Here is a 24,296-nt window from a genome sequence, read left to right as displayed (position 1 = left end):
ATCTGTTTATTCAATCAACCGGATGCCACTCTTTTCGATCACAATCAGGTGCTTTTTGTAGAGGGCTCCGATGGCCTGCTTGAACACCCCTTTGCTGACATTGAAGGTTGCGTAGATGGCATCGGGTGCGCTTTTGTCGTTCAGTGGCAAAAAGCCTTCGTTCGCCTTCAGTGCATCGATAATGGTTTCGGCAAAGTCGCTGACCTTGCCATAGCCGGGCTGATACAGGCTCAGTTCAATCTTGCCATCGGGCCGGATGCGCTTGATGTATCCCGATACCGACTGCCCTTTGCGCACCGGCGTAAATAACTGGTCGTGGTAAAGCAGCCCCCAGAACTCGTGGTTGATAACGGCTTTGACACCCAGATCGGTCTTGTCCGCGATCAGCAGGCTCACTTCCTGATTGCTGGCCAGACCTTCGGCACGGTCTTTGATGAACCGGTTGAGTTTGGTGGTTGCCGCCAACCGTCCGGTGTTGTCCTCGTAGATATAGACCAGATAGAAGCGCCCTTCCTGCATCTTCACGCCTTGCTCGGAGAACGGCACGAACAGGTCTTTTGACAGCCCCCAATCCAGGAACGCGCCGACGCTGGACACCGAAACCACCTTCAGCCAGGCACACTCGTTGACCTGCGCTTTGGGCTTTTCCATGGTGGCAATCGGCCGGTCTTCCGAGTCCAGCGACACGAACACCATCAGTTTGTCACCGGGCTGGCAGCCTTCCGGCACGTAGCGGGTGGGCAGCAATAACTCACCCATGGTGCCGGCATCCAGCCGGGCACCAATGTCCTCCATGCGCAGGACTTTCAAACGGGCATAACGACCCACGTCGATCATAGTCACTCCGGCCTTCATTGTTCGGATTTCGCAGGGCCGCTACGGGCCGGACGGTTGCCGGGTTTCGGCGGCGTCCGTCGGGGCGGTCTGGGCTCTGACGAGCCGGTCTTCTGTGGTTTCTTGCCCACACCGGGTTTACCGGCCTTGCCGGCTTTGGACGGCCCGCCCTTTTTCGGCCCTCTCTTGGCGCCCAATTTGCCGTCGGGCCGTTTCGAGCGCTTGGGCTTTTTGGGTTTGGTAACCTTTTTGGGTTTTGCGGTGGGGTCGGGCGACACCGGTACGTTGTGTTCGGGGTCAAAGCCGTTGATGTTATCCCGCACAATGCGTTTACCCAGCAGGCGCTCAATCGCGCGCAACTCTACCACCTCGTCATGACTCACCAGCGACACCGCACGACCTTTGCTGCCCGCGCGACCGGTCCGGCCGATGCGATGGACATAATCTTCCGCGACTTTGGGCAGGTCCATGTTGACCACCAGCGGGAGACTTTCAATATCCAGACCCCGGGCCGCCACGTCGGTGGCCACCAGAATACCGATTTTGCCGGATTTGAAATCTTCCAGTGCCTTGGTTCTCATCGCCTGGCTGCGGTCGCCATGAATGGCGGTACAGCCAATGCCATCGGCGTAAAGCTCCCGAACCAGTCGATCGGCCCCTTTTTTGGTTTTCACGAACACCAGCGCCTGAAACCAGCCTTTGGAGCGAATCAGGTGACTGAGCATTTCGCCTTTGCGCTTCTTGTCGACCGGGTGAAGGCTGTGCTGCACCGTACTGGCGGACACTTGCTTTGGACTGACGTCGACTTCCAGCGGGTGGTGCATGAAGCCCCGGGCCAGCAGGCGAATATCGGCGGACAAGGTGGCGGAAAACAGCAGATTCTGGCGCTTCTCCGGTAACAGTTCGAGAATTTTCCGGATGTCGGTGATAAACCCGAGATCCAGCATACGGTCGGCTTCGTCCAGCACCAGGGTCTCAAGCTGGTCAAACTTGATAGCGTTCTGACGAAACAAATCCATCAGTCGACCGGGGGTGGCGACCAGAATGTCTACGCCTTTGCGCAGCTTCATCATTTGCGGGTTGATGCGAACGCCGCCGTAGACCACCTCGGAGCGCAACTCGAGATGGCGGCCGTAGAGTGCCACACTGCTGCCCACCTGGGCCGCCAGTTCCCGCGTCGGTGTCAGAATCAATGCCCGGACGGAGTTGCTGCGCGCCGACTCACCGCCGGACAGGCGCTGCAAAATTGGCAAGGCAAAACTCGCGGTTTTACCCGTACCGGTCTGAGCCGCCGCCAACATGTCCCGGCCTTCCAGAATACCCGGAATAGTCTGGGCCTGAATCGGGGACGGCTGCGTGTAGCCACGCTCTTCGAGTGCGTCGAGCAATGGTTCGGATAGCTGGAGTGCGGCAAAAGACATGAGAAAACCCTAAAAGAAACAGAATGGGCCACCCCTGTCACGGGATGGCCACTATTCGCGCGATTATACGGGTTTTAAAGCGGTTTCGGGGAATGGTAGGTGTTTATTCTACTGCGCCGGCCAATTCGCGCTTCACCACCGCCGATAGCTGGGCCCAGCCCGGCTGGGTCAAACGGATGTTATCAACCATGACGGTCGGCGTGCTGGCAACCCTCAATTGAACCGCCACCTGTCGGCTCTGAGTCACATCCTCCAGATGCAATTCCGACGTCAGGCAGGATTTAAACCGACGCTCCTGAAGCCCCAGCTCACCGGCATAACGGGTAAATACCTCAACCGGTGTGCTACTGGTGTTCCATTCGGACTGAGCCGAAAACAGGCGGTCGTGCATCGGCCAATAAGCGTCTTGATCACCGGCACAACGGGCAGCCTGGGCGGCGGGCATGGCATTTTCATGCTGCTTGAGCGGAAAATCAAAAAACACGAAACGAACTTTGCCCGTCTCCACGTACTGTTTCTTCAACCGTTGACTGGCGCTGGCAAAACGGCCACAGGCCGGGCACTGGTAGTCGGCGAACTCACGCACGACCACCGGTGCATCTTCAGCACCCACGGATACGCCGTAGCGATCCAGCTGGGCTGGAAACGCCTCCGCATCATCGGCGGTAACTGGCAGGGCACCGGAGTCCGGGCTTGGCGGCCGGGTAATGAAAAACACCCCGATCAAAAGGATGGCGACCAGCGATACCGCCGCGCTTGGCAGCCAGGTCCGCTTCTTCGGTTCGGATTTTTGCGGGCCAGGTGTCCCACTCTCTTTACGTCGCTTTGCTTCGCCCATAACAGCTCCTTTTGATTCAATGCGTAAGCGGCTAAGATCAGTTATTGCCACCGATCAGGCCGACCCTGATACGTTCAGCCGCCCATGGTAACAGGAGCCATCATGCCCGTCTCGCCATCCCTGCAACGGCCGTTATCTTTGCCGTTGATCGCCGCCCCAATGTTTCTGATATCCGGCCCGGAGTTGGCATTGGCCTGCTGTAAAGCCGGTATCGTGGGCAGCTTTCCGGCCCTCAACCAGCGCACCAGTGAAGGCTTTGAAGAATGGCTGGTGCAAATGGAGCATGGGTTGGCGGAGCACCAGGCGCGCTATCCGGACGCCCCCTCCGTGCCATACGCCGTCAACCTGATCGTCCACAAGACCAACCCGCGGTGGCAGGCCGACCTGGCGCTGTGCGTTAAGCACCAGGTGCCGATCATCATCACGTCACTGGGTGCCGCCAGCCAGGTCGTCGAAGCCGTGCACGGCTATGGCGGGTTGGTCTTTCATGACGTAACGAATCAAAAACACGCCCGCAAGGCGGCCGACGCCGGCGTTGATGGCATCATTGCGGTGGCGGCCGGTGCCGGTGGTCATGCCGGCACGATCAATCCGTTTGTGCTGGTGCATGAAATCCGTGAGGTGTTTGACGGTACGATTATTCTGGCGGGCGCTCTGTCCAATGGCGAAGACTTACTGGCAGCCCAGGCCATGGGGGCCGACCTTTGCTACATGGGGACGCGGTTCATCAACACCACCGAATCCCTGGCCGAAAAAGCGTATCAGCACATGGTGATTGCCGCGGTCTCCGGCGACATCATGTACACCCCAGCCGTGTCCGGTATTCCGGCCAGCTTCATGCGCCAGAGCCTGGAAGCCGCCGGCTACCCCATGGACAAGCTGAATCAACCCGGCGCGGTTGATTACGGTGAAAAGCTGAAGCCGGTAACCGACGAGGCCAAGGCCTGGAAAACGGTCTGGTCCGCGGGGCAAGGGGTCAGTCAGATCACCGACGTGGTGCCGGTGGCAACACTGGTGGAACGCCTGTCACAGCAGTATCGTGCCGCAAAGGACCGGCTGGATACGCTCTGAACCACGCGAGGTTCAGGTACCCGGCCCGGCTGCCGCGCCAACCCAGTCAACGGAAATCACCTCAAACTCGCCGCCTGCGGTCATCCGGTAGGTCAGCCTCACGCTGTCGCCTCCCGAGACCGCACTGAGCTGCGCGGGTGTCGCCCGCAGCGTGACGCCGAGCACCGTCATGGCGTCCGCCGACGTCTCGCTGACAGTCCCTTCCAGCGTATAGTCCGTCTCGCCGGCACCGCTGCGTGCTATTTTGAACGCGGTCAGAAACCGGTCAGGCATCAGCCGCTGGACGCCCTGAATCACCAGCCGATCGCCCGGCATCAGGTCATCCAGGGTACGACGCTGACTGTTGCCCTCGTCGTCCTCAATCAGCGAGCTGTTGGTCAGCCTCACCAGCACGCCGCCAACATTCAGCTGTCTGCCGCTGCGATCCACCGCAATCAGTTCCGCATCGACACTGGCATCGGCATCCCGACGCTCAATGTGGCGGGCGATCAGTACATTATTGGAAAACTCGCCCGCAACCCGGACCAAAAGACCATTTCCCAGTTCGCTTTCAACGAGCCCTTCATCGAACCGGGTATTGTCATCAATCCTGACCAGAATGCCTGCCAGCAGGAATTGCCGATCGGACACGTTGCCTGAGACCGGTCCCTCAATCAGGGCGCCGCCGCCGTCGGTGCTACTGAAGCGACGATGGTCGTCATTCTGTATCTGGTGCGCAACCAGGCGACCCAACCGCAATTGCCCTTCCACTTCCACCGCTCGGCCATTGACCAGGTCGGCCTCCGTCAGTCCGCTGTACATCACTGCTTCGATGCCGTATTCAACGGTGATGCCCCCGATCTGAAAGGTCTGGGCGAGCGTGTCCAAATTGGCAATCGGGCCTTCGATTTCGGTATCGTTCGGGTCGTCGAAACGGGTCTCGGTGGCGCGCACAAAGCTGGCACGGAAGCGCCCGCTCTGCAGTCGCCAACCGCTTACACGCACGCTGAAACCGGTTGGATTCGCAATCAGCAGCGATCGGGCGGCGCCGACGACGACCGTTTGCCCATCAAACTCCACGGCCTGGCCCGCGACATCGATCGTACCGGCCGACCTTTTTTCATCCAGCCAGGTCGCTGCGGTCACGGCGCCGCGCAGGATGTCATCATATTCAACCCTGGTCGCCCGGCCGGCCACGGCGTTTTGCCACTCGCCTTCGACCTTGAGAATCATGCCTTTCTCAATGGCCTGTTCCGCCACAACACCGTCGTTACTCTCAACTTCACCGTTGATCGCATTGGTTTCAAACTTGACGCCGTTCACAAAGACGCTGCCAAAACCGGATACAGGTCCAACACTGGAGCCGGTTCCACGGATACCGCCATCCGCAACCACGCCACCACCGAGGCCATCCCCGCAGCCGGCAAAAACAGTCACCATTAACCAGACCGGCACAGCGCGAAACAGCTTAAACATCATTGAGTGTTTTCCATTGAAGTAAAGGATGCACCTGCTGGTCATAAGACGAGCGGCCATTATTCAACCCACTGCGGTCGTGGTCTCGTCGGGCGGCCTCCAGTGGATCCACATCGCAGCCGTACTGCCCCCATGGCTGGCACGGTGCATACGCGGTGCGACGCAGTAAAAGATACCCCGCCGAGTCCTCCCCCACCAACCCGGAGCCCAATAATTCTGCCAGTAACCGTGTCGGGGAGCAGTGCACCCGCGCGCACTTGACCAAACCAAAAAAGTCCATTGACCCCGCCCCATTGGATGAGAGCATAGCGGGTTCGCCACTGGCATCGACAAAACGGTCATCATTTATCCATCGATGCACCACTTCACGGGCAACGGGAGACAGGATACTGTTGGCCAAACCGGTAATATCCCAACGTCGCGCCATCAGTGCGTGTGTTGATGCGTTCATAGCGGTGTTTCCCGAACATCGGTGGCTAATGCCGGCTCCTCAAAATAAAAGATACTGACACCGGTTCTCACAACATCGCTGGTCGAGGTATTTCCGGAGATATCCTGATCGTTGGGTGCAAGCCACTGATCCAGCTGTTCCAGCAGGGCTTGAGACTGGGCTGCGGCCTGCGCCCGCCACTGTTCCAGCACGTCGACGGGAATCTTGCTGTACGTCAGCGTGCGCTGGTAAAGCGGTGATTGATGGCGGCTGGGCGCCGAGAGGTTGTGGTCAATGGTGCTGATCAGATCCGCCACATCCTCACCGAAGATGTTCAGCAGTTCGGCGTCGTCCCCGGTGGGTACGTAGGCGCGTTTCAGCAGGGTGAGACCGCCTGAATCGCTCACCACACCCACCCGCACCAGCTCGTCCAGAACCGCACGGGGCGTCATATCCCCGCTGTACCGACGAACCAACGCGCTAAAGCTGTGATCACCCTCAAAGGCCAACACGCCGGGTTGTCCCTTGGCGTCCTGATAGTCCGCGTCCTGCACCCAGCCGGACACCACCCGGGCCGCCCGATTGGAATGCAACTGGCTGTCGGGGGCGGGCTGTTCTCCGGCCAAGGCTTCCCGGAGCCGCTTGACGTCCTTGCGAGTCAACCCCGTCATGATCGCTGCGCGGGAGTCGCTGGTTTTTTTGCCCTTGCCACCGGAGTCTTGCAGCGCTGCTTCCACATAGGCACGCCTCGCCAGTTCGGCGAAATCGCCAAAGGCGATGCCATTTCTGAGCAGCAATCGAGCAAGCGGTTTGAGGATGCGAGCAAGTGCGCTTTGCAATGCTTGTGCGTGGGCGTTAGACATTTTGGGATTTTATTCCCAAACAGCCATCAGGTCAACGCCCATCCCTGGCGCTAACCGTGAACCAATCCCTATTTTTAGCGTAAGCTTGTAGGAACCCGACAACGAAAGGCGAGCGACATGCTTGGATTATTCAAGTCAGATCCGAAAAAGAAACTGCAAAAGGACTATGAAAGAAAGCTGTCCGAGGCCCTGCACTATCAGCGCAATGGCGATTTGAGAACCTACTCCACACTGCAGCAGGAGGCGGAGGCCATTTACGCCAGGATAAAAGAGCTCGACAACCCCAACTAGCATGACGCGGGTGGAACCCATTGCGGGCGGCCCGGGAAGTCGTGGCCCAGTTGCTGGTCATTCCTGCATAAGCTGCCTGAGACGCTGATGAAGGTTGTCCACCTCGCGTCGCAAGGCGTCAATATCATCCAGTAAATCAAGGGAGACGGCCAGGCCGGGCAGGTTGACGCGCAAATCCCGTTGCAGCCGCTGGGCCTTTTGCAGGCGGGTCAAGGCGGGCAAATCAAACGACCAGGTTCTGGCATCGTCTCCGGTCACCGGCGCGATCACCCCGTAATTGACCAGTTTGATGACAAATTCCGCATGCAACTCGCTGTGATCACAGATCTCGCTGAGCGTGAACGTGGTTTGCTCAAGTGTCCCGACATCCACCCATTGCGTATGTTTACTCATCGAGGCCCCTCACACTCCTAACCGACTACGTGGGTTAAAGGACGACTCCACTTTCGCCAGCTGCCGATAAAGCTCTTCCGCTTTTTCACTGTGGTGCTTCGGTTGTGCGACCTGAAGAATGACCATAAGATCCCCCGGTGTTTTACCTTGCAACCCCTTTCCCTTGAGTCGAAGTTTCTGCCCACTGCTGGAGCCTTTCGGAATCTTGACGGTGACCGCAGAGCCCAGCGTGGGCACTTTGATGCTGGCACCCAAGGCCGCTTCCCATGGCGCAACTGGAAGCGTGAGCACCAGATTGCGGCCATCCAGGGCAAACAGCGGGTGCGGCGCCAATTCAATTTCAATAAACAGGTCACCGGCCGGCGCGCCCCCAATCCCCGGTGAGCCCTGCCCTTTGAGCCGAATATGCTGACCACTGGTCATGCCCGCTGGAATTTTCACATTGAGCGTCTTGTGTCGCAGTTTCATTCCACCAGCAGCGTCCGGCTCAGTCACATCAAACTGTATTTTCTTCTCACAGCCGTTGTAGGCCTCCTCAAGAAAAAGCGCCAGCCGCGCATGAACGTCCCCACCCCGCATATGCATGGTCCTGCCAAATCCGGCGCCCTGGCGATGATGGCCATGTCGTGCCCTGCCGCCAAAAATCGATTCGAAAAAATCGCTGAACTGACCGGCGTCCGCCTCGGTATACCCACCCCGAGAGAAATTTGACGCCGATTCCCAGCCCGGTGGTGGCTCAAAGGACCCATCGCGGCGCTGGCCGTAGCTTCGGATCTGGTCGTATTCCTCACGTTTCTCGGGGTCCTTCAGAACCTCATAGGCCTCTCCAACGTCCTTGAACTTGGCTTCCGCACCGGTCTCCTTGCTGATATCTGGGTGGTACTTGCGGGCCAGTTTGCGATAAGCCTTCTTGATTTCCTCGGGGGAGGACGACTCACTCACTCCGAGAGTGGCGTAGTAGTCTTTGAATTCCATTCGAACCCTCGCATCTGCACAAACCCATAGCCAAAATTGCCACAGGCTCCTAGCGATACAATTGATGCAATGCTCAAGATTACAAGTAGCCGAGCCTGGGCCGTTTGATCCGGGTCAGGTTCCCGCCAGATCACACGCTAGAGACTGGCGCACCCAAATTCGCGACTCAAGCCGCCCCTTTGGGCGGCCACGTGGTTTTGGGGGTAAGCTTGAGGTCAGAGGTCGGCCCACATCCTCAGCAAGTTGGAATAGCTCTTCGAGATGGCGTCAAAGTCTTCGGTTTTTCCTTTGCCCTCAAACATCCGACGGCGGGTGGTGTCGAGGTCAAACAGGACTTGCCGTTGGTCGGGGCTACGCACCAGACTTTGAGACCAACCCACAGCGGCCAGTCGCTCGCCTTTCGTGACCGGTTCAACCCGATGGAGTGTGGAGGACGGGTATATGACCATCGATCCGGCCGACAGTTTGAATTCTCGCTCGCCTGCGGTTTCGTCAATGATCAGCTCACCGCCCTCGTAGTTCTCGGGATTGCTGAGAAACAGGGTGTAGGAGATATCGGTTCGCATCGGCCCGTCGGGACTGCTCATGACCGCATCGTCCACATGATTGCCATAGTTCATGCCCTGACTGTATCGACTGAACATCAGTGGCTTGATGCGTTTTGGCCGAACCGCCATTTGAAATAACGGGTGTTGCTGGAGCAAAGCCCCAACATCGGTCCGCAAGGCCTCCACTTCGGGATGACGGCTGTCAGCCTGACTGTTGTTCTTCACGGTTCGGGCGTGCCAGCCGGCGGTTTCCCGACCATCGTGAAATGGCAAACCCGCCAAAGCAGTGCGTAGCTGCCCGACCATGGCGACCGGAATCACATCAGCAATACACAGAATCATATTTGGCTCAGCCTCCCATTACTGAATCGTTATTTAAATGCGAACAATTTGCATTAGCAAGAACTGTGGTGCATGCTACCGCAAAATTATGATCAGTAGCCAGGTAAAGCGCGAAGGTTTCTACCTGCCCAAAACATGAGGAGAATGTATCGTGAGTAACACCAGAACGAAACTATGGGTTGGCGTTGGCGCCAGCGTACTGCTGGGTGCGTCCGGCAATACCTTTGCAGAATCTCATGCCCCAGCGGACACGGTTGCATCAGGGTCGGCGTCCGCCTTGCTGCTGGCTGACGCCGGTGAGGCTGGCGAAACCGAATACCATGAAGGTGGTGAAGGCGGTGAGCAAGGCAAGCACCACGAAGGTGGTGAAGGCGGCGAGCATGGCAAGCACCACGAAGGCGGTGAAGGTGGTGAGCACGGCAAGCATCCCGAGGGTGGTGAAGGCGGTGAGCACGGCAAGCATCCCGAGGGCGGTGAAGGCGGCGAGCACGGCAAGCACCACGAAGGCGGTGAAGGTGGTGAGCACGGCAAGCATCACGAAGGCGGTGAAGGCGGCGAGCACGGCAAGCATCACGAAGGCGGTGAAGGCGGCGAGCACGGCAAGCACCACGAAGGCGGTGAAGGCGGTGAGCACGGCAAGCATCACGAAGGCGGTGAAGGTGGTGAGGCCGGCGCCCACCATTTTAACTCCGAAGCCTTCTCGGGCTTTGCTTACCTAACCGAAAGCGAAGGCGGTGAAGGCGGTGAAGGTGGCGAAGGTGGCGAAGGTGGCGAGAGCGGTAGTTCTGCCCTGTCGGCCAGCAACCCAGGGGTTTATTACAGCAGCCTGGCGATGATGCAAGGCCACCTGGCCGTGGCCGGTGAGCTTTACCGGGCCAATCAGCAGGAGAATGCGATTGCTCACTTCGAGCACCCGCTGACAGAGCATTACGAACCACTTGAAGCGGCATTTAAGAGCCGTGGCGTCGCACCCTTCGAGGACGTGCTTGAACACCTGGAACAGGAAGCCGAAGAGGGTGAATCCTGGGACGAGATCAAGCCGCTGCTGGCAACGTCCATCGGCCGCATTCAGACTGCCATGGACGCCATCGACGATGACCTGAAGCAAGATCCGGGTTTTCTTAGCAAGGTATTGGTGGCGCTGCTCAAGACGTCCCTGAGCGAATACCGTGAGGCCGTGGACGGCGAGCGTTTCGTGAATACAGCGGAGTATCAGGATGCCCGAGGCTTTGTACTGGTGGGCGAGAGCATTCTGACGTCGAAGTCAGGGTTGTTCAAAAATCGGAATGCGGATGGCTACCAAGAGATGATGGCCGCATACACGCAGGTCAAAAAGGCCTGGCCATCGGTCAAGCCGCCCCAGAAACCCGTTATGACGGTATCCGAACTGGCGGGCGCCATCGCGACCTTCGAATTTGCGGCCAGCAAATTCTGACGGCTGAGGTGCCAAACCGAACAAGCCGGAGGGTGCGAGAGCACCCTACCGGCTTTTTTTATGGCTCATTGCTGGTTGGCGTGGGCGCACGAACGTTGCACGCGGTCACCGAAGCTGCCTCCCGCCAGTGTAGCCGACGCTTCAGCTTCGGAGCAGGCCCTGGGCCTGCCGGGTTGACTTCCAGGGCCCTGGCGGGCCCTCCGAAGCTGAAGCGTCGGCTACAAAGAGCAGCTCAGCGGCCAGGGTCGACGCGCCTGCCGCACATAACCGAGCTTCCTTGCCGACGATGCGCGACAAACCGACCTTGTTGCCGAACTGAGGCTTAGTTGACCTTGGGGTCCAGCTCACCACGCTCATAGCGCTTGAACATCTCTTCCAGGCTCACGGCCTTGATCTTGCTTGCGTTACCCGCCGTTCCAAACGCCTCGTAGCGAGCGACACAGATATCGCTCATGGCCTTGATGGATTCTTTCAGGTATTTGCGGGGGTCGAATTCGGCCGGGTTCTGGGCCAGGAAACGACGGATCGCACCGGTGCTGGCCAGGCGCAAATCGGTATCGATATTGACCTTGCGCACGCCGTGCTTGATGCCCTCGACGATTTCTTCGACCGGCACACCGTATGTTTCCGAGATATTACCGCCATACTGGTTGATGATTTCCAACCACTCCTGGGGTACCGAGCTGGAGCCGTGCATGACCAGATGAGTATCGGGAATACGCTTGTGGATCGCCTTGATCTGGTCAATCGCCAGAATGTCGCCCGTTGGCGGACGGGTAAACTTGTAGGCACCGTGGCTGGTGCCGATTGCAATGGCCAGGGCATCCACATGGGTTTTCTTGACGAAGTCTGCCGCTTCTTCCGGATCGGTCAGCATCTGGCTATGGTCCAGCGTACCTTCGGCACCCACACCGTCTTCTTCACCTGCCTGGCCGGTTTCCAGGGAGCCCAGACAACCCAACTCGCCTTCAACCGACACACCGCAGGCATGGGCCATATCCACCGCACGGCGGGTGACATTGACGTTGTACTCGTAGTCGGCCGGAGTTTTGCCGTCTTCACCCAGGGAACCGTCCATCATGACGGAACTGAAGCCGAGCTGAATGGAGCGCTGGCAAATTGCGGGACTGGTGCCATGGTCCTGGTGCATCACCACCGGAATATGAGGAAACTCCTCGACCGCTGCCAAAATCAGGTGGCGGAGGAAGGGCGCGCCCGCGTATTTGCGCGCACCGGCAGACGCCTGAACAATCACTGGAGAATCGGTTTTATCCGCAGCCTCCATGATTGCGCGCATTTGCTCCACGTTGTTTACGTTGAATGCGGGTACACCGTATCCGTACTCAGCTGCGTGATCCAGCATTTGGCGCATTGAAATCAGGGCCATCGAAAATCTCCTCAATTAATCAGTAAGCAATCGGGTGCCGGGCCGTGGTTTCACCGCCCGGGCATACAAAGACTAAGCACCACGCTCTTCCAGTACAGCGACGGCTGGCAGCGTTTTACCTTCAACAAATTCAAGAAACGCACCACCTCCGGTCGAGATGTACGAAATCTTGTCACTGATGTTGTATTTGTCGACGGCGGCGACCGTGTCACCACCGCCCGCCAGTGAAAACGCATCACTTTCGGCAATTGCATCGGCCAGCGCCCGGGTACCATTACCAAACTGGTCAAATTCAAATACACCCACCGGACCGTTCCAGAGAATCGTTTTGGCTGACTTCAACAGCCGGGCAAAGTCGCTGGCCGTCTGGGGGCCGACATCCAGAATCATGTCATCCTCAGCCACATCGCTGATGTTCTTGATGGTGGCTTCCGCCGTTTCCGAAAACGCCTTGGCAACGACCACGTCCACTGGCAGTGGAATATCGACTTTTGCAGCGATGGCCCGCGCCGTGTCCAGCAATTCATGCTCACACAACGACTTGCCTACCGGGTGGCCGGCGGCTGCCAAAAAGGTATTGGCGATTCCGCCGCCAACAATCAGCTGATCACAAAGGCCCGTCAACGCGGTCAGGACATCCAGCTTGGTGGAAACCTTCGAGCCTCCGACAATCGCCACTACCGGCTTGGCCGGATTGTCCAGGGCTTTGCCCAGCGCCTCAAGTTCGGCCGCCAACAGCGGGCCGGCGCACGCTTGCGGGGCAAACCGGGCAACACCGTGGGTCGACGCCTGGGCTCGGTGAGCGGTGCCGAAGGCGTCCATCACATAGACATCACACAGCGCAGCGTACTGCTTTGCCAGAGTCTCGTCGTCTTTCTTCTCGCCTTTATTAAAGCGCACGTTCTCAAACAGGACCACGTCTCCCTCCGCAAGGTCGACGCCGTCCAGATACTCTTTTACCAGCCGCACCGGCTGTCCCAGTGCCTGAGTCAGGTAATCCGCCACCGGCTGCAGGGACGCCGCCTGGTCGTAAACGCCCTCGTCCGGGCGACCCAGATGAGACATCAGCATGACCTTGGCCCCGGCTTTCTGCGCTGCCTTGATGGTTGGCAGTGAGGCGCGGATGCGGGCGTCGCTGGTCACTTTACCGTCTTTGACGGGTACGTTGAGGTCTTCCCGGATCAGCACTCGCTTGCCGGCAAGCTTCAGATCGGTCATTTTTTTAATGGCCATAACGCGGTCTCTTCCTAAAGTTTCAAATTTCAAAACGCTCAGCGCAGGTCCAGCCAACTCCGGCTGACATCCAGCATCCGGTTGGCAAAGCCCCACTCGTTATCAAACCAGCACAACACCTTCACCATGCGGTCACCGGTTACCCGGGTCTGGCCGCCATCCAGTATTCCGGAATGCGGGTCATGATTAAAATCCGAACTGGCCAGCAATTCGTCGGTATAGCCCAGAATGCCCGCCAGCGGGCCTTGCGCCGCCTGTCTGAGCAAGCGATTAACGGCCTCAACCGAGGTTGCGGTGCGCACGTTGACGGTCATGTCGATGGCCGACACATTCATGGTTGGAACCCGCATGGCCACGGAACTGAAGCGACCCTGCATCTCCGGTAACAGTCGCTCAATGCCTTTCGCCAGGCCGGTGTCTACCGGAACAATGTTATGCAACGCACTGCGGGTGCGCCGCAGGTCCTGGTGGTGATAGGCATCAATCACCGGCTGGTCGTTCATGGCGGCGTGAATGGTGGTGGTGGTGCCATGCTCGACCCCAAGCGCGTCATTCAGCACCTTGATCACCGGCACAATGCAGTTGGTGGTGCAGGAGGCGCTGGACACAATTTTATCGGTGGCCCGTAAATCGTGCTCATTGATACCGAACACCACGGTGCGGTCAACGTCGGACTCGGCGGGCTGGGAAAACAGCAGCCGGCGCGCACCAGCGCCAAGATGCACCTCCGCCATGGCACGTTCGGAAAACGCCCCCGAGCACTCCAGCACCAGGTCAATGCCCAGCAGCCCCCAGGGCAAATGCGAGGGGTCGGACTGACTGACCACCTCGATCCGGTCACCATTGACCACCAGGGCTTCGTCTTCAACCCGGACCTCGCCCTGGAAGCGGCCATGGGTCGAGTCGTACTTGGTCAGATGCGCGATGGTGTCGATGTCTGCCAGCTCATTGATCGCCACCACCTGCAAGTGGTCACGTAAGCCGCTTTCATACAACGCGCGCAGCACACACTGGCCAATACGACCATAGCCATTAATGGCAACCCGATAGGGTGTCCCGGTAGCAGTCATCAAGCGTCCAGCAGGTCCTGGGCAACAGACACTACGTTGTCCACAGTGAATCCGAACTCCTTGAACAGTTCACCGGCCGGTGCCGACTCACCAAAGGTGCTCATACCAATCACCCGGCCATCAAGGCCGACGTATTTGTACCAGTAGTCTTCAATCGCGGCCTCGATGGCAATGCGGTTGGTGACATCCAGCGGCAGCACCTGCTGACGGTAGTTCGCACTCTGGGTCTCAAACACGTCGGTGGATGGCATTGACACAACACGCACCTGGCGTCCGTTGTCTCGCAGGGCCTTGGCGGCATCCTGGGCCAGCCCGACTTCGGAGCCGGTGGCAATCAGAATCAATTCCGGCGTGCCTTCGCTGTCGGACAGCACGTAGCCGCCTTTGGCGACATTGCTTAACTGCTGGTCGTCACGATCCTGATGCGGTAATGCCTGACGCGAGAACACCAGTGCCGACGGACCGTCTTTACGTTCAAGCGCCGCTTTCCAGGCGACCGCCGACTCGACGGCATCCGCCGGACGCCAGACGCTCATGTTCGGGGTGGTGCGCAGGCTGGCCAACTGTTCAACGGGCTGGTGGGTCGGGCCATCTTCACCCAAACCAATCGAATCGTGGGTGAAGACCATGATGGCGCGCTGCTTCATCAATGCCGCCATGCGGACCGCGTTACGGCAGTATTCCATGAAGATCAGGAAGGTGGCGCCGTAAGGCACAAAGCCGCCGTGCAGGGCGATGCCGTTCATGATGGCGGCCATGCCAAATTCGCGCACGCCGTAATAGATGTAGTTGCCACCGGCGTCGTCTTTCGACACACCCTTGCTGTCGCTCCAGATGGTCAGGTTGGAACCGGCCAGATCGGCCGAGCCACCGAGCAGTTCGGGCAATAGCGGGCCGTAGGCGTTGAGGGTGTTCTGCGAGGCTTTGCGACTGGCAATGGTTTCGCCCTTGGCCTGACACTCACGGATATAGGCATCGGCCTTGCCCGCGAAATCGGCGGGCAGATCGCCCGCCATACGGCGTTTGAACTCAGCCGCCAGTTGGGGTTCCGCTTTTTCATAGGCCGCGAACTTGGTCTCCCAGGATTTCTGGGCGGCAGCGCCTTTTTCGCGCGCATCCCACTGGGCGTATATTTCGCTGGGCACTTCGAAGGGCCCATATTTCCAACCCAGGTTTTCACGCGCCGCAACAATTTCGTCGTCGCCCAGCGGTGCACCGTGACAGCTCTCGGTGCCCTGCTTGTTGGGCGCGCCGAAGCCGATGATGGTTTTGCAACAGATCATGGTGGGTTGAGTGGTATTGGCCCGGGCTTCGTCGATGGCCTGACGGACGGCATCGGCGTCGTGGCCATCAACCGCAGGAATCACCTGCCAGCCATAGGCCTCAAACCGCTTCGGTGTGTCGTCAGTAAACCAGCCCTCCACTTCACCGTCGATGGAGATGCCGTTGTCGTCATAAAACAGGATCAGCTTACCCAGCCCCAGGGTGCCCGCCAGTGAACAGACTTCGTGGGAGATGCCCTCCATCAGGCAGCCATCGCCCAGGAAAGCGTAGGTGTAGTGATCAACCAGGTTGTGGTCCGGACGGTTAAACTGCGCCGCCAGGCCTTTCTCCGCAATGGCAAAACCCACCGCGTTGGCAATGCCCTGACCCAACGGACCGGTGGTGGTCTGAACACCCGGTGTGTAGCCATACTCAGGGTGTCCCGGTGTGCGCGAATGCAACTGGCGGAAATTTTTCAGATCGTCGATGGACAGGTCGTACCCGCTGAGGTGCAGCAGTGAGTACTGGAGCATGGAGCCATGACCGTTAGACAACACGAACCGGTCACGGTTGGCCCACTCAGGATCGGCCGGATTGTGGTTCAGGTAATTGTTCCACAGCACCTCGGCAATGTCTGCCATCCCCATGGGTGCACCCGGATGACCGGATTTAGCCTTTTGTACTGCATCCATACTGAGCGCACGAATGGCATTGGCTAGATCTTTACGAGACGGCATTGATGGTTTCTCCACTGACTTGCTGCACGGATTGAAGCGTCGGAAAGACGCGGTTCAAAAATGAGGCGCGTATTTTCGCCGATTAGTGACCACCGGAGCAAATCGGACTGACAAACGGCCACTGTGGATTACCGAAACGCCAGCAAACTCACCAATCAAGACCTATATCAATTTTTTTTGATATTGCTATTGATTGAGCCATTCTCGCGCACTACACTTCGATCTTATGAATACACTCGTGACACACACCCCTGCCGATTCGTCCTCCGTGGACACTCTGGCCCCGATCTACAAAGCGAGCGGCGATCCGTTGCGGCTGGAGATCTTGCGGGTGTTGCGGCGTGACACCTTCGGTGTGCTGGAGCTGAGCCAGTTGTTCGACATGCGCCAGTCCGGCATGAGCCACCACCTGAAAGTGATGCACAAAGCCGGCTTGCTGGAGCCGCAGCGGGAAGGCAACGCCATTTTCTACCGCCGGCCCCTGCACCTGGAGAGCAACAAGCTCGCTGACCAGACCGTGCGCCAGGTATTTGAAATGGTTGACCAGATCGCCCTGCCCAAGCACCTGCAACAGCGAATTGAAGCCATCCGCACGCAGCGTGCCAGTCAGTCGCAAGCGTTTTTTGCCCGGCACGCCGAGCAATTCCGGGAGCAACAGGAGCTGATTGCCGCCTTTGACCTCTACGCCGAACCTGTCGCAGCGCTGATTCGCCAGCGAGCGGTGCGGCAACAGTGGGAGACGGCTCTGGAAATTGGTCCGGGCGAAGGCGGATTCCTGCCGGTTCTGGCCGAGCTCTGCCCGCAAGTGGTCGCTCTGGACAATTCCCGGGACATGCTGGCCAAGGCGACCCGGACCTGCATTGAAGAAAAACTGAACAACGTGGACCTGATTGAGGGCGTCACCGACACCCTGTTGGCCCGGGGGGATGCCTTTGACCTGGTGGTCGCGAACATGGTGCTGCACCACGTGCCCAGCCCGGCCGACATCCTGCTCGATGCCGCGGCCCTGATGAATGGCGGTGGTTGCCTGGTGGTCAGTGACCTGTGCAGTCACGACCAGGATTGGGCCAAGGAAAATTGCGGCGATCTCTGGCTTGGCTTTGAGCCGGAAGAAATCACCGCCTGGGCAAATGACGCCGGACTGACTGCGGGCGAATCCCTGTTTATCGGGCTGCGCAACGGGTTTCAGGTTCAGGTTCGGGAATTCTGGAAATCGTCAGGCCACCCCTGACATGCCAGCAAGGGCAACATCAAAATATTTTGATACACAACGAAACAGTCTGTTACTCAGCATCCAGAGCGACAGACCACTTTAAAAGCTTAATGAATAAGCGCTCAAGAGGAGCTATACCCATGTCTGACTACAGCATCTTCACCTCGGAATCGGTCTCTGAAGGCCACCCGGACAAGCTGGCCGACCAGATTTCCGATGCCGTGCTGGACGCCATCCTCACCGAAGACCCCAATGCCCGGGTTGCCTGCGAAACCATGGTTAAAACCGGCGTCGCCATTGTCGGCGGTGAAATCACCACGTCTGCGTGGGTCGACCTTGAGGATCTGGTGCGTTCTGTCATCAAAGACGTGGGCTACACCTCCTCCAAAGTCGGCTACGACGGCGACACCTGCGGCGTGATCAATATCATCGGCAAGCAGTCGGTTGATATCGCCCAGGGCGTCGATCGCCAGAAACCGGAAGATCAGGGTGCCGGCGACCAGGGTTTGATGTTTGGCTACGCCAGCAATGAAACCGAAGTACTGATGCCGGCGCCGATCTGCTACGCCCACCGGTTGATGGAGCGTCAGGCCGAGGCTCGCAAAAATGGCCAGCTGCCCTGGCTCCGCCCGGATGCCAAGAGCCAGGTCACTTGCCGCTACGAGAATGGCCAGGTGTCCGGCATTGACGCCGTGGTGCTGTCGACCCAGCACGATCCCGAGGTCAGCCAGAGCGACCTGAAAGAAGCCATGATGGAATTGGTGGTCAAGCACGTGCTGCCGCCGGAGTTGCTCGACAGCAACACCCAGTTCCACATCAACCCGACCGGCAAGTTCGTCATTGGCGGCCCGGTAGGTGATTGTGGTCTGACCGGGCGCAAGATCATCGTCGATACTTACGGCGGCATGGCTCGCCACGGCGGCGGTGCGTTCTCGGGCAAAGACCCGTCCAAGGTGGACCGTTCCGCCGCGTATGCCGGTCGTTATGTGGCCAAGAATCTGGTTGCCGCCGGCCTGGCTGACCGCTGCGAGATCCAGGTGTCCTACGCGATTGGCGTGGCCCAACCGACCTCCATCTCGATCAACACGTTTGGCACTGGCAAGATCGGCGACGACAAGATCATCAAACTGGTGCGCGAGCACTTCGACCTGCGCCCTTATGCCATTACCCGGATGCTGGATCTGCTGCACCCCATGTATCGGGCAACCGCGGCCTACGGCCACTTTGGCCGCAAACCCTATGAGATGACCGTGGGTGGCAAGTCCTTTACTGCGTTCCCGTGGGAAAAAACCGACAAAGCCGCCGTGTTGAAAGACGCTGCCGGTCTTTGAACCACGACGCCTAACGGCTGAAAACGCGCCGATGGTTCGGGTTGTTTACCCGTGTTTACTGACCCGGCATCGGCGCTACGAACATCGCGGCCTTCACCAGAGAGTGAGGCCAATCACGCTATCAGGAGTACTGTCATGAGCAACACAGCTGAACAACTGAGCAACGCCTCCGACTATAAAGTCCGTGACATTTCCCTGGCCGACTACGGCCGCAAGGAAATCAAGATCGCCGAAGGCGAAATGCCGGCACTGATCGCCTTGCGTAACAAGTACAAGAGCACACAGCCACTTAAAGGTGCCCACGTCATGGGGTGCATCCACATGACCATTCAGACCGCCGTGCTGATCGAAACGCTGATTGAGTTGGGGGCGAGTGTGCGCTGGTCGTCCTGCAACATCTTCTCGACTCAGGATCACGCCGCCGCGGCCATCGCCGAACAGGGCATTCCTGTCTTCGCCTGGAAAGGTGAAACCGACGAAGAGTACGACTGGTGCCTTGAGCGCACAGTGGGGGCCGATGTCGAAGGCTGGGAACCGAACATGATTCTGGACGACGGTGGCGATCTGACCGCCCTGCTCCATGAAAAGTACCCGGCACTCCTGAGCAAGTGCCACGGTGTCACCGAAGAGACCACCACGGGGGTTCACCGTCTTCAGGAAATGCTCCGCGACGGCACCTTGAAAGTGCCCGCCATCAACGTCAACGACGCGGTGACCAAGTCCAAGAACGACAACAAATACGGGTGCCGCCACAGCCTGAACGACGCCATCAAGCGTGCGACCGACCATCTGCTGGCCGGCAAGAAAGCACTGGTGATCGGTTATGGCGATGTCGGCAAGGGTTCTGCCGCATCACTGCGCCAGGAAGGCATGATCGTCAAGATCACCGAATCCGATCCCATCTGCGCCATGCAGGCGTGCATGGACGGCTTTGAAGTGGTGTCGCCGTTCAATGACGGCATCAACACCGGCACCGAGGCCGGCATCAACAAAGCCTTGCTGCAAAACACCGATCTGCTGGTCACCACCACCGGTAACATGAACGTGTGTGACGCCAACATGCTCAAGGCAATTAAGACCGGTGCCGTGGTGTGTAACATTGGCCATTTCGACAATGAAATCGACACCGCCTTCATGCGCAAAAACTGGGAATGGGACGAAGTAAAACCCCAGGTCCACGTGGTTTACCGCGACAAGGCCAGCAACGATCACCTGATCCTGCTGTCCGAGGGCCGTCTGGTCAACCTGGGCAATGCCACCGGGCACCCGTCACGGATCATGGACGGCTCGTTTGCCAACCAGGTGCTGGCCCAGATGTATCTGTTCGAGCGCAAGTTTGCCGACCTGCCCGAGGATGCGCGCGCCAAAGGTGTTTACGTCCAGGTTCTGCCCAAGCAACTGGACGAAGAGGTTGCTCGCGACATGGTGGAAGGGTTCGGTGGCGTAATGACCAAACTGACACCCGAGCAGGCTCAGTACATCGGTGTACCGGTGGACGGTCCATTTAAGCCTGAGTCATACAAGTACTGATCGAGAGCACGCTCATGCAATCTCAAAAACAATTCAAGCGTCGGTTCAGTTTTGAGTTTTTTCCTCCCAAGACCGATCAGGGCAAGGAAAAACTTCAGGCCGTAAGAGACAAGCTGGCGACAGAGAACCCGGATTTTTTCTCGGTCACCTTTGGCGCCGGCGGCTCCACCCGCGACCGCACCGTTGATACCGTGCTCAGCCTGCACAAGCAGGGCATTTCCACCGCCCCGCATATTTCCTGTGTCGGCTCGACCCGGGAAAGCATTGCGGAGTTGCTGGATTTGTACCGTGACAACGGCATCAACCGCATCGTTGCCCTCCGGGGCGACCTGCCATCGGGCATGGGCGCCGCCGGTGAGCTGCGCTACGCCAATGACCTGGTGTCGTTTATCCGGGAACACAGTGGCGACACGTTCAATATTGAAGTGGCGGCCTACCCGGAATTCCATCCGCAGGCGCGCAACGCCGAAGAAGATCTGAAAAACTTCGCCCGCAAGGTCGAAGCGGGTGCGAACAGCGCCATTACCCAGTACTTCTTCAATATTGACAGCTACCTGTACTTCATCGACCGGCTGGAAAAGATGAACGTCACCATTCCCGTGGTGCCGGGCATCATGCCGATTATCAACTACTCTAACCTGGTTCGGTTTTCGGAGATGTGCGGAGCGGAGATTCCACGCTGGATCCGCAAGCAACTGGAAGCCTACGGTGACGACAGCGACAGCATTCGCAAATTCGGCGAAGACCTGCTGACGGAGATGTGCAGCAAGTTGCTGGACGCCGGGGCGCCCGGCCTGCATTTCTACACCCTCAACCAGGCCGCACCCAGTATCAACATCTGGAAAAACCTGGGCTTGGGCGAACGGGATAAAATCGCGTTCTGACCGGCTAGCGGGTTTGATCAAGGGGCTACCTTCTCGAAGGCAGCCCCTTTTTTATCGTGCGCACGACCTTTCAGCCCGGGCATCGCGGCTGACACGGAAAAGTCGTCAATACGACTTTGCGCCAATGCCCAAAATTTGATTTCCGGTCGCCTTACCGACCATAGTCTAACGTGTTGGGTTGTAGCCAAAACGCTGCCCAAACAGGTTGAGAACCTCGCGAATATCTACCCAGAGGTTCCATTGATAAAACTCAAGGAGACAGTATGAACACCAAATGGCTAAAAACCCTCGGGGCTGCTGTTGCACTGACCGTAAGCACCACCGCATTAAACGCAGAAACCCTGCGGGTGGTCACCGACCCAAGCTTCGTTCCGTTTGAGATGATGGACCAGAAAACCGGTGAGATGATCGGTTTTGACATGGAAATCATCGCGGAAGTCGCCAAGCGTGCCGGCTTCGAGTACGACCTCAACACCATGGATTTCAACGGCATTATTCCCGCGCTCCAGACTGGCAACGTGGACATTGCCATTGCCGGCATCACCATAACCGAAGAGCGTGAGCAGATCGTCGATTTTTCCGACCCCTACTACGATTCCGGTCTGCGCATCCTGACCCGAGTCGGGGATGACAGCATCAAAGAACTCAAGGATCTGGAAGGCAAGAAAATCGGCACCAAGATTGGCAGCACCAGCTATGACTTCCTGACCAAAAATCTCGCAAAAAACGACGGTGTCACGCCTTACCCAGGCAGTGCTGACATGTATATGGCCTTAATGTCCGGCAGTGTCGATGCGGTGTTCTACGATGCCCCCAACGTGGGCTATTTTGCCCGCACCAAAGGCGAAGGTCGCGTTACCACCATTGGCAAGCTGTATGAGGGTCAGCAGTACGGCATTGCCCTGAAAGACGGCAGCGAGTGGGTCGATGACGTCAATAAGGCGCTCGCCGAAATAAAGGCCGATGGCACCTACAAGGCCATCTATGAAAAGTGGTTCGGATCCATGCCTGAAACCAAGTAACTGTCCCACCACCCTGCGCGCCGGAGCCTGACTCCGGCGCGTTTCTTATTTCTGCAGGGAGATCCCAACCGTGGCGTCCCAGTTTCAGTTTGACTGGCAGGCGGCGATCGACTCGATTCCGTTTCTGCTCAAAGGCATACCCTACACGCTGTTAATCTCTTTCGGGGGCCTGGCCATCGGTTTTGCCCTCGGCATTCTGTTTGGCCTGCTCAGCATCAATAAAAAATGGTTTTTGCGCTGGCCCGCGACCACCTACATCGAAATATTTCGGGGCACGCCCATTCTGGTGCAGGTATTGTTCATTTTCTACGGTCTGCCCGACTTGATCGGCGGACCGATTGACCCGTTGACCGCGGGCATCGCCGCCATTGCGCTCAACTCCGGTGCCTATATCTCGGAAGTGGTTCGCGGTGGCGTGCAATCCATCGACCGGGGCCAAACCGAAGCCGGCTTGTCGCTGGGGCTGTCGCGCCCGCAAACCTTTTGGTCCATCGTCTGGCCTCAGGCGTTTCGACGCATGATTCCGCCGTTGGGCAATCAGGCCATCGTCAGCATCAAGGATACGTCGCTGTTCTCGGTGATCGGCGTCGGCGAACTGGTGCGTCAGGGGCAGGTCTACATCGCCAACACCTTTACCGCCTTTGAAGTGTATTTCGTGGTGGCGATCATGTACCTGAGCATCACGCTGACTCTGTCCCTGCTGCTGCGTTACGCTGAGCGACGCGGCCTGGCATCTACCTGAAGAGGGCGACTCCGATGACGAATATCGTAACAATGCAGGGCCTCAACAAATACTTTGGCGACCTGCATGTGCTGAAAGACATCGACCTCACGGTTGAGCAAGGCGAGGTGGTGGTGATCATTGGCGCCAGTGGTTCCGGCAAATCCACCCTGATCCGCTGTGTGAATGGCCTCGAAGAGTATGAGTCCGGCCAGTTGACGGTCGATGGTGAACACCTGGCACCGAAAGGCAGCAATCCGAAGGCCCTGGCAACCATCCGCAAGGAAGTCGGCATGGTGTTCCAGCAATTCAACCTGTTCCCTCACCTGACGGTGCAAAGGAATATTATGCTGGCCCCGATGAAGGTCAAGGCAACCGACGCTGCAACCGCCGCCGGCACGGCCAAAAAATTGCTGGATCGTGTTGGCATTGGCAGCCAGGCTGACAAGTACCCGTCCCAACTGTCCGGTGGCCAGCAGCAGCGCGTTGCAATCGCCCGGGCCTTGGCGATGGAGCCACGGCTGATGCTGTTTGATGAACCCACCTCGGCACTCGATCCGGAAATGATCGGCGAAGTGTTGGACGTGATGCGGGAACTGGCCAAAGAAGGTATGACCATGATGGTCGTCACCCACGAAATGGGCTTTGCCCGCGAAGTGGCCGACCGGGTGATCTACATTCACGAGGGCCAGATTGTCGAGGAAGGCAAGCCTGAGGCGGTGTTCGATAACCCTCAGAATGAACGTACCCAGTCCTTTTTGTCCCGGGTGCTCAAGCACTGAGATCTGAACCCGGTCGTCTGCGACGGCCGGGTTCGTTCTATCCCCGCATGCCCCCCTATGAACCAGGACAGCAATGCCCGTGTCCCATGGGTTTCCTTGTCAATTTTCTCCCGCGGCCCCGTCCCCGGAAAGCGCGCCACGTTTTACCCATAACAGGACGGTCACAACGCACGATCGGCGAGTAGCCGCGCTCCGTTGAGATGCCGTCGGATGTGACGTGGTCTCCG

The 24,296-nt window shown here is 58.3% G+C and carries 23 protein-coding genes; 10 read left to right on the top strand and 13 right to left on the bottom strand.

Going from position 1 to position 24,296, the window contains the following annotated elements; genetic code table 11:
• Positions 1–6: 6 nt before the first annotated feature.
• From GRX64_RS04420 to GRX64_RS04410, 3 genes are all read right to left on the bottom strand, one after another.
• Complete coding sequence (locus GRX64_RS04420; protein ID WP_166264045.1) at positions 7–837, bottom strand: CvfB family protein; 831 nt, start codon at positions 835–837, stop codon at positions 7–9.
• Positions 838–851: 14 nt separating this feature from the next.
• Positions 852–2,255 (bottom strand): DEAD/DEAH box helicase, encoded by a 1,404-nt coding sequence (locus GRX64_RS04415; RefSeq protein ID WP_166264043.1) that lies wholly within the window; start codon positions 2,253–2,255, stop codon positions 852–854.
• Positions 2,256–2,358: 103 nt separating this feature from the next.
• Positions 2,359–3,093 carry a DsbA family protein gene (locus GRX64_RS04410; RefSeq protein WP_166264041.1) on the bottom strand — a complete coding sequence of 245 codons (735 nt, stop codon included), beginning with the start codon at positions 3,091–3,093 and terminating at the stop codon, positions 2,359–2,361.
• Positions 3,094–3,195: 102 nt separating this feature from the next.
• Here GRX64_RS04410 and GRX64_RS04405 point away from each other — a divergent pair, with 102 nt between their 5' ends.
• Positions 3,196–4,164 (top strand): NAD(P)H-dependent flavin oxidoreductase, encoded by a 969-nt coding sequence (locus GRX64_RS04405; RefSeq protein WP_166264039.1) that lies wholly within the window; start codon positions 3,196–3,198, stop codon positions 4,162–4,164.
• A 12-nt stretch (positions 4,165–4,176) separates the two neighbouring features.
• Here the strand turns inward: GRX64_RS04405 and GRX64_RS04400 are convergent, their stop codons facing one another.
• The 3 genes from GRX64_RS04400 to GRX64_RS04390 are packed head-to-tail and all read right to left on the bottom strand — an operon-like array spanning position 4,177 to position 6,912.
• Positions 4,177–5,622 carry a DUF5666 domain-containing protein gene (locus GRX64_RS04400; RefSeq protein WP_166264037.1) on the bottom strand — a complete coding sequence of 482 codons (1,446 nt, stop codon included), beginning with the start codon at positions 5,620–5,622 and terminating at the stop codon, positions 4,177–4,179.
• Positions 5,612–6,070, bottom strand: a complete 459-nt coding sequence (locus tag GRX64_RS04395; RefSeq protein ID WP_166264035.1) for a hypothetical protein — start codon at positions 6,068–6,070, stop codon at positions 5,612–5,614. The genes GRX64_RS04400 and GRX64_RS04395 overlap by 11 nt, the downstream gene beginning before the upstream one ends.
• On the bottom strand, positions 6,067–6,912 hold the full coding sequence (locus GRX64_RS04390; RefSeq protein WP_166264033.1) for a DUF6502 family protein: 846 nt from the start codon (positions 6,910–6,912) through the stop codon (positions 6,067–6,069). The genes GRX64_RS04395 and GRX64_RS04390 overlap by 4 nt, the downstream gene beginning before the upstream one ends.
• A gap of 117 nt (positions 6,913–7,029) precedes the next feature.
• On the opposite strand from GRX64_RS04390, the gene GRX64_RS04385 reads away from it, so the two are divergent.
• Positions 7,030–7,203, top strand: coding sequence for a DUF6435 family protein (locus GRX64_RS04385; RefSeq protein WP_166264031.1), 174 nt, complete (start codon positions 7,030–7,032; stop codon positions 7,201–7,203).
• 57 nt (positions 7,204–7,260) lie between these two features.
• On the opposite strand, the gene GRX64_RS04380 is transcribed toward GRX64_RS04385, so the two are convergent.
• The 3 genes from GRX64_RS04380 to GRX64_RS04370 all read right to left on the bottom strand — a co-directional run bounded on the left by GRX64_RS04380 (position 7,261) and on the right by GRX64_RS04370 (position 9,461).
• Positions 7,261–7,596, bottom strand: coding sequence for a chaperone modulator CbpM (locus tag GRX64_RS04380; RefSeq protein ID WP_166264029.1), 336 nt, complete (start codon positions 7,594–7,596; stop codon positions 7,261–7,263).
• A 9-nt stretch (positions 7,597–7,605) separates the two neighbouring features.
• The gene (locus GRX64_RS04375; RefSeq protein WP_166264027.1) at positions 7,606–8,571 is read right to left on the bottom strand and encodes a DnaJ C-terminal domain-containing protein; all 966 of its coding nucleotides are present in this window, start codon (positions 8,569–8,571) and stop codon (positions 7,606–7,608) included.
• A 215-nt stretch (positions 8,572–8,786) separates the two neighbouring features.
• Complete coding sequence (locus tag GRX64_RS04370) at positions 8,787–9,461, bottom strand: Fe2+-dependent dioxygenase (protein WP_166264025.1); 675 nt, start codon at positions 9,459–9,461, stop codon at positions 8,787–8,789.
• 151 nt (positions 9,462–9,612) lie between these two features.
• Here GRX64_RS04370 and GRX64_RS04365 point away from each other — a divergent pair, with 151 nt between their 5' ends.
• Positions 9,613–10,896 carry a hypothetical protein gene (locus GRX64_RS04365; protein ID WP_166263879.1) on the top strand — a complete coding sequence of 428 codons (1,284 nt, stop codon included), beginning with the start codon at positions 9,613–9,615 and terminating at the stop codon, positions 10,894–10,896.
• A 322-nt stretch (positions 10,897–11,218) separates the two neighbouring features.
• Here the strand turns inward: GRX64_RS04365 and fba are convergent, their stop codons facing one another.
• The 4 genes from fba to tkt form a co-directional block, all read right to left on the bottom strand.
• Positions 11,219–12,283: a class II fructose-bisphosphate aldolase gene (gene fba / locus GRX64_RS04360; protein ID WP_166264023.1), complete on the bottom strand. Its 1,065-nt coding sequence runs from the start codon at positions 12,281–12,283 to the stop codon at positions 11,219–11,221.
• Positions 12,284–12,355: 72 nt separating this feature from the next.
• Positions 12,356–13,516: a phosphoglycerate kinase gene (locus tag GRX64_RS04355; RefSeq protein WP_166264021.1), complete on the bottom strand. Its 1,161-nt coding sequence runs from the start codon at positions 13,514–13,516 to the stop codon at positions 12,356–12,358.
• A 38-nt stretch (positions 13,517–13,554) separates the two neighbouring features.
• Positions 13,555–14,586 carry a type I glyceraldehyde-3-phosphate dehydrogenase gene (gene gap / locus GRX64_RS04350; protein WP_166264019.1) on the bottom strand — a complete coding sequence of 344 codons (1,032 nt, stop codon included), beginning with the start codon at positions 14,584–14,586 and terminating at the stop codon, positions 13,555–13,557.
• Positions 14,586–16,586 (bottom strand): transketolase, encoded by a 2,001-nt coding sequence (tkt, locus tag GRX64_RS04345; protein ID WP_166264017.1) that lies wholly within the window; start codon positions 16,584–16,586, stop codon positions 14,586–14,588. Before tkt ends, gap begins: the two co-directional genes overlap by 1 nt.
• A gap of 238 nt (positions 16,587–16,824) precedes the next feature.
• Here tkt and GRX64_RS04340 point away from each other — a divergent pair, with 238 nt between their 5' ends.
• From GRX64_RS04340 to GRX64_RS04310, 7 genes are all read left to right on the top strand, one after another.
• Complete coding sequence (locus GRX64_RS04340; protein ID WP_427901641.1) at positions 16,825–17,817, top strand: metalloregulator ArsR/SmtB family transcription factor; 993 nt, start codon at positions 16,825–16,827, stop codon at positions 17,815–17,817.
• Positions 17,818–17,939: 122 nt separating this feature from the next.
• Complete coding sequence (gene metK, locus GRX64_RS04335) at positions 17,940–19,130, top strand: methionine adenosyltransferase (protein WP_166264013.1); 1,191 nt, start codon at positions 17,940–17,942, stop codon at positions 19,128–19,130.
• Between the two features lie 135 nt (positions 19,131–19,265).
• On the top strand, positions 19,266–20,660 hold the full coding sequence (gene ahcY / locus GRX64_RS04330) for an adenosylhomocysteinase (protein ID WP_166264011.1): 1,395 nt from the start codon (positions 19,266–19,268) through the stop codon (positions 20,658–20,660).
• A 14-nt stretch (positions 20,661–20,674) separates the two neighbouring features.
• The gene (gene metF, locus GRX64_RS04325; RefSeq protein ID WP_166264009.1) at positions 20,675–21,544 is read left to right on the top strand and encodes a methylenetetrahydrofolate reductase [NAD(P)H]; all 870 of its coding nucleotides are present in this window, start codon (positions 20,675–20,677) and stop codon (positions 21,542–21,544) included.
• A 263-nt stretch (positions 21,545–21,807) separates the two neighbouring features.
• Positions 21,808–22,566 carry a transporter substrate-binding domain-containing protein gene (locus GRX64_RS04320; protein WP_166264007.1) on the top strand — a complete coding sequence of 253 codons (759 nt, stop codon included), beginning with the start codon at positions 21,808–21,810 and terminating at the stop codon, positions 22,564–22,566.
• Between the two features lie 70 nt (positions 22,567–22,636).
• Complete coding sequence (locus GRX64_RS04315) at positions 22,637–23,308, top strand: amino acid ABC transporter permease (RefSeq protein ID WP_166264005.1); 672 nt, start codon at positions 22,637–22,639, stop codon at positions 23,306–23,308.
• Positions 23,309–23,322: 14 nt separating this feature from the next.
• Positions 23,323–24,069 carry an amino acid ABC transporter ATP-binding protein gene (locus tag GRX64_RS04310; protein WP_166264003.1) on the top strand — a complete coding sequence of 249 codons (747 nt, stop codon included), beginning with the start codon at positions 23,323–23,325 and terminating at the stop codon, positions 24,067–24,069.
• Positions 24,070–24,296: the final 227 nt, after the last annotated feature.

Origin of the sequence: Marinobacter caseinilyticus (assembly GCF_011074955.1) — a bacterium.
In the GTDB taxonomy this organism is placed as follows: Bacteria; Pseudomonadota; Gammaproteobacteria; order Pseudomonadales; family Oleiphilaceae; genus Marinobacter; species Marinobacter caseinilyticus.
Note: the sequence above shows the minus strand (reverse complement) of the source record. Positions and strands in the feature narration are given on the sequence as shown.

What these genes read in the sequence shown, in the direction of transcription:
- GRX64_RS04420 (WP_166264045.1), bottom strand. Translation starts at nt 837, where the DNA reads ATGATCGACGTGGGTCGTTATGCCCGTTTGAAAGTCCTGCGCATGGAG.
- GRX64_RS04415 (WP_166264043.1), bottom strand. Translation starts at nt 2,255, where the DNA reads ATGTCTTTTGCCGCACTCCAGCTATCCGAACCATTGCTCGACGCACTC.
- GRX64_RS04410 (WP_166264041.1), bottom strand. Translation starts at nt 3,093, where the DNA reads ATGGGCGAAGCAAAGCGACGTAAAGAGAGTGGGACACCTGGCCCGCAA.
- GRX64_RS04405 (WP_166264039.1), top strand. Translation starts at nt 3,196, where the DNA reads ATGCCCGTCTCGCCATCCCTGCAACGGCCGTTATCTTTGCCGTTGATC.
- GRX64_RS04400 (WP_166264037.1), bottom strand. Translation starts at nt 5,622, where the DNA reads ATGATGTTTAAGCTGTTTCGCGCTGTGCCGGTCTGGTTAATGGTGACT.
- GRX64_RS04395 (WP_166264035.1), bottom strand. Translation starts at nt 6,070, where the DNA reads ATGAACGCATCAACACACGCACTGATGGCGCGACGTTGGGATATTACC.
- GRX64_RS04390 (WP_166264033.1), bottom strand. Translation starts at nt 6,912, where the DNA reads ATGTCTAACGCCCACGCACAAGCATTGCAAAGCGCACTTGCTCGCATC.
- GRX64_RS04385 (WP_166264031.1), top strand. Translation starts at nt 7,030, where the DNA reads ATGCTTGGATTATTCAAGTCAGATCCGAAAAAGAAACTGCAAAAGGAC.
- GRX64_RS04380 (WP_166264029.1), bottom strand. Translation starts at nt 7,596, where the DNA reads ATGAGTAAACATACGCAATGGGTGGATGTCGGGACACTTGAGCAAACC.
- GRX64_RS04375 (WP_166264027.1), bottom strand. Translation starts at nt 8,571, where the DNA reads ATGGAATTCAAAGACTACTACGCCACTCTCGGAGTGAGTGAGTCGTCC.
- GRX64_RS04370 (WP_166264025.1), bottom strand. Translation starts at nt 9,461, where the DNA reads ATGATTCTGTGTATTGCTGATGTGATTCCGGTCGCCATGGTCGGGCAG.
- fba (WP_166264023.1), bottom strand. Translation starts at nt 12,283, where the DNA reads ATGGCCCTGATTTCAATGCGCCAAATGCTGGATCACGCAGCTGAGTAC.
- GRX64_RS04355 (WP_166264021.1), bottom strand. Translation starts at nt 13,516, where the DNA reads ATGGCCATTAAAAAAATGACCGATCTGAAGCTTGCCGGCAAGCGAGTG.
- gap (WP_166264019.1), bottom strand. Translation starts at nt 14,586, where the DNA reads ATGACTGCTACCGGGACACCCTATCGGGTTGCCATTAATGGCTATGGT.
- tkt (WP_166264017.1), bottom strand. Translation starts at nt 16,586, where the DNA reads ATGCCGTCTCGTAAAGATCTAGCCAATGCCATTCGTGCGCTCAGTATG.
- metK (WP_166264013.1), top strand. Translation starts at nt 17,940, where the DNA reads ATGTCTGACTACAGCATCTTCACCTCGGAATCGGTCTCTGAAGGCCAC.
- ahcY (WP_166264011.1), top strand. Translation starts at nt 19,266, where the DNA reads ATGAGCAACACAGCTGAACAACTGAGCAACGCCTCCGACTATAAAGTC.
- metF (WP_166264009.1), top strand. Translation starts at nt 20,675, where the DNA reads ATGCAATCTCAAAAACAATTCAAGCGTCGGTTCAGTTTTGAGTTTTTT.
- GRX64_RS04320 (WP_166264007.1), top strand. Translation starts at nt 21,808, where the DNA reads ATGAACACCAAATGGCTAAAAACCCTCGGGGCTGCTGTTGCACTGACC.
- GRX64_RS04310 (WP_166264003.1), top strand. Translation starts at nt 23,323, where the DNA reads ATGACGAATATCGTAACAATGCAGGGCCTCAACAAATACTTTGGCGAC.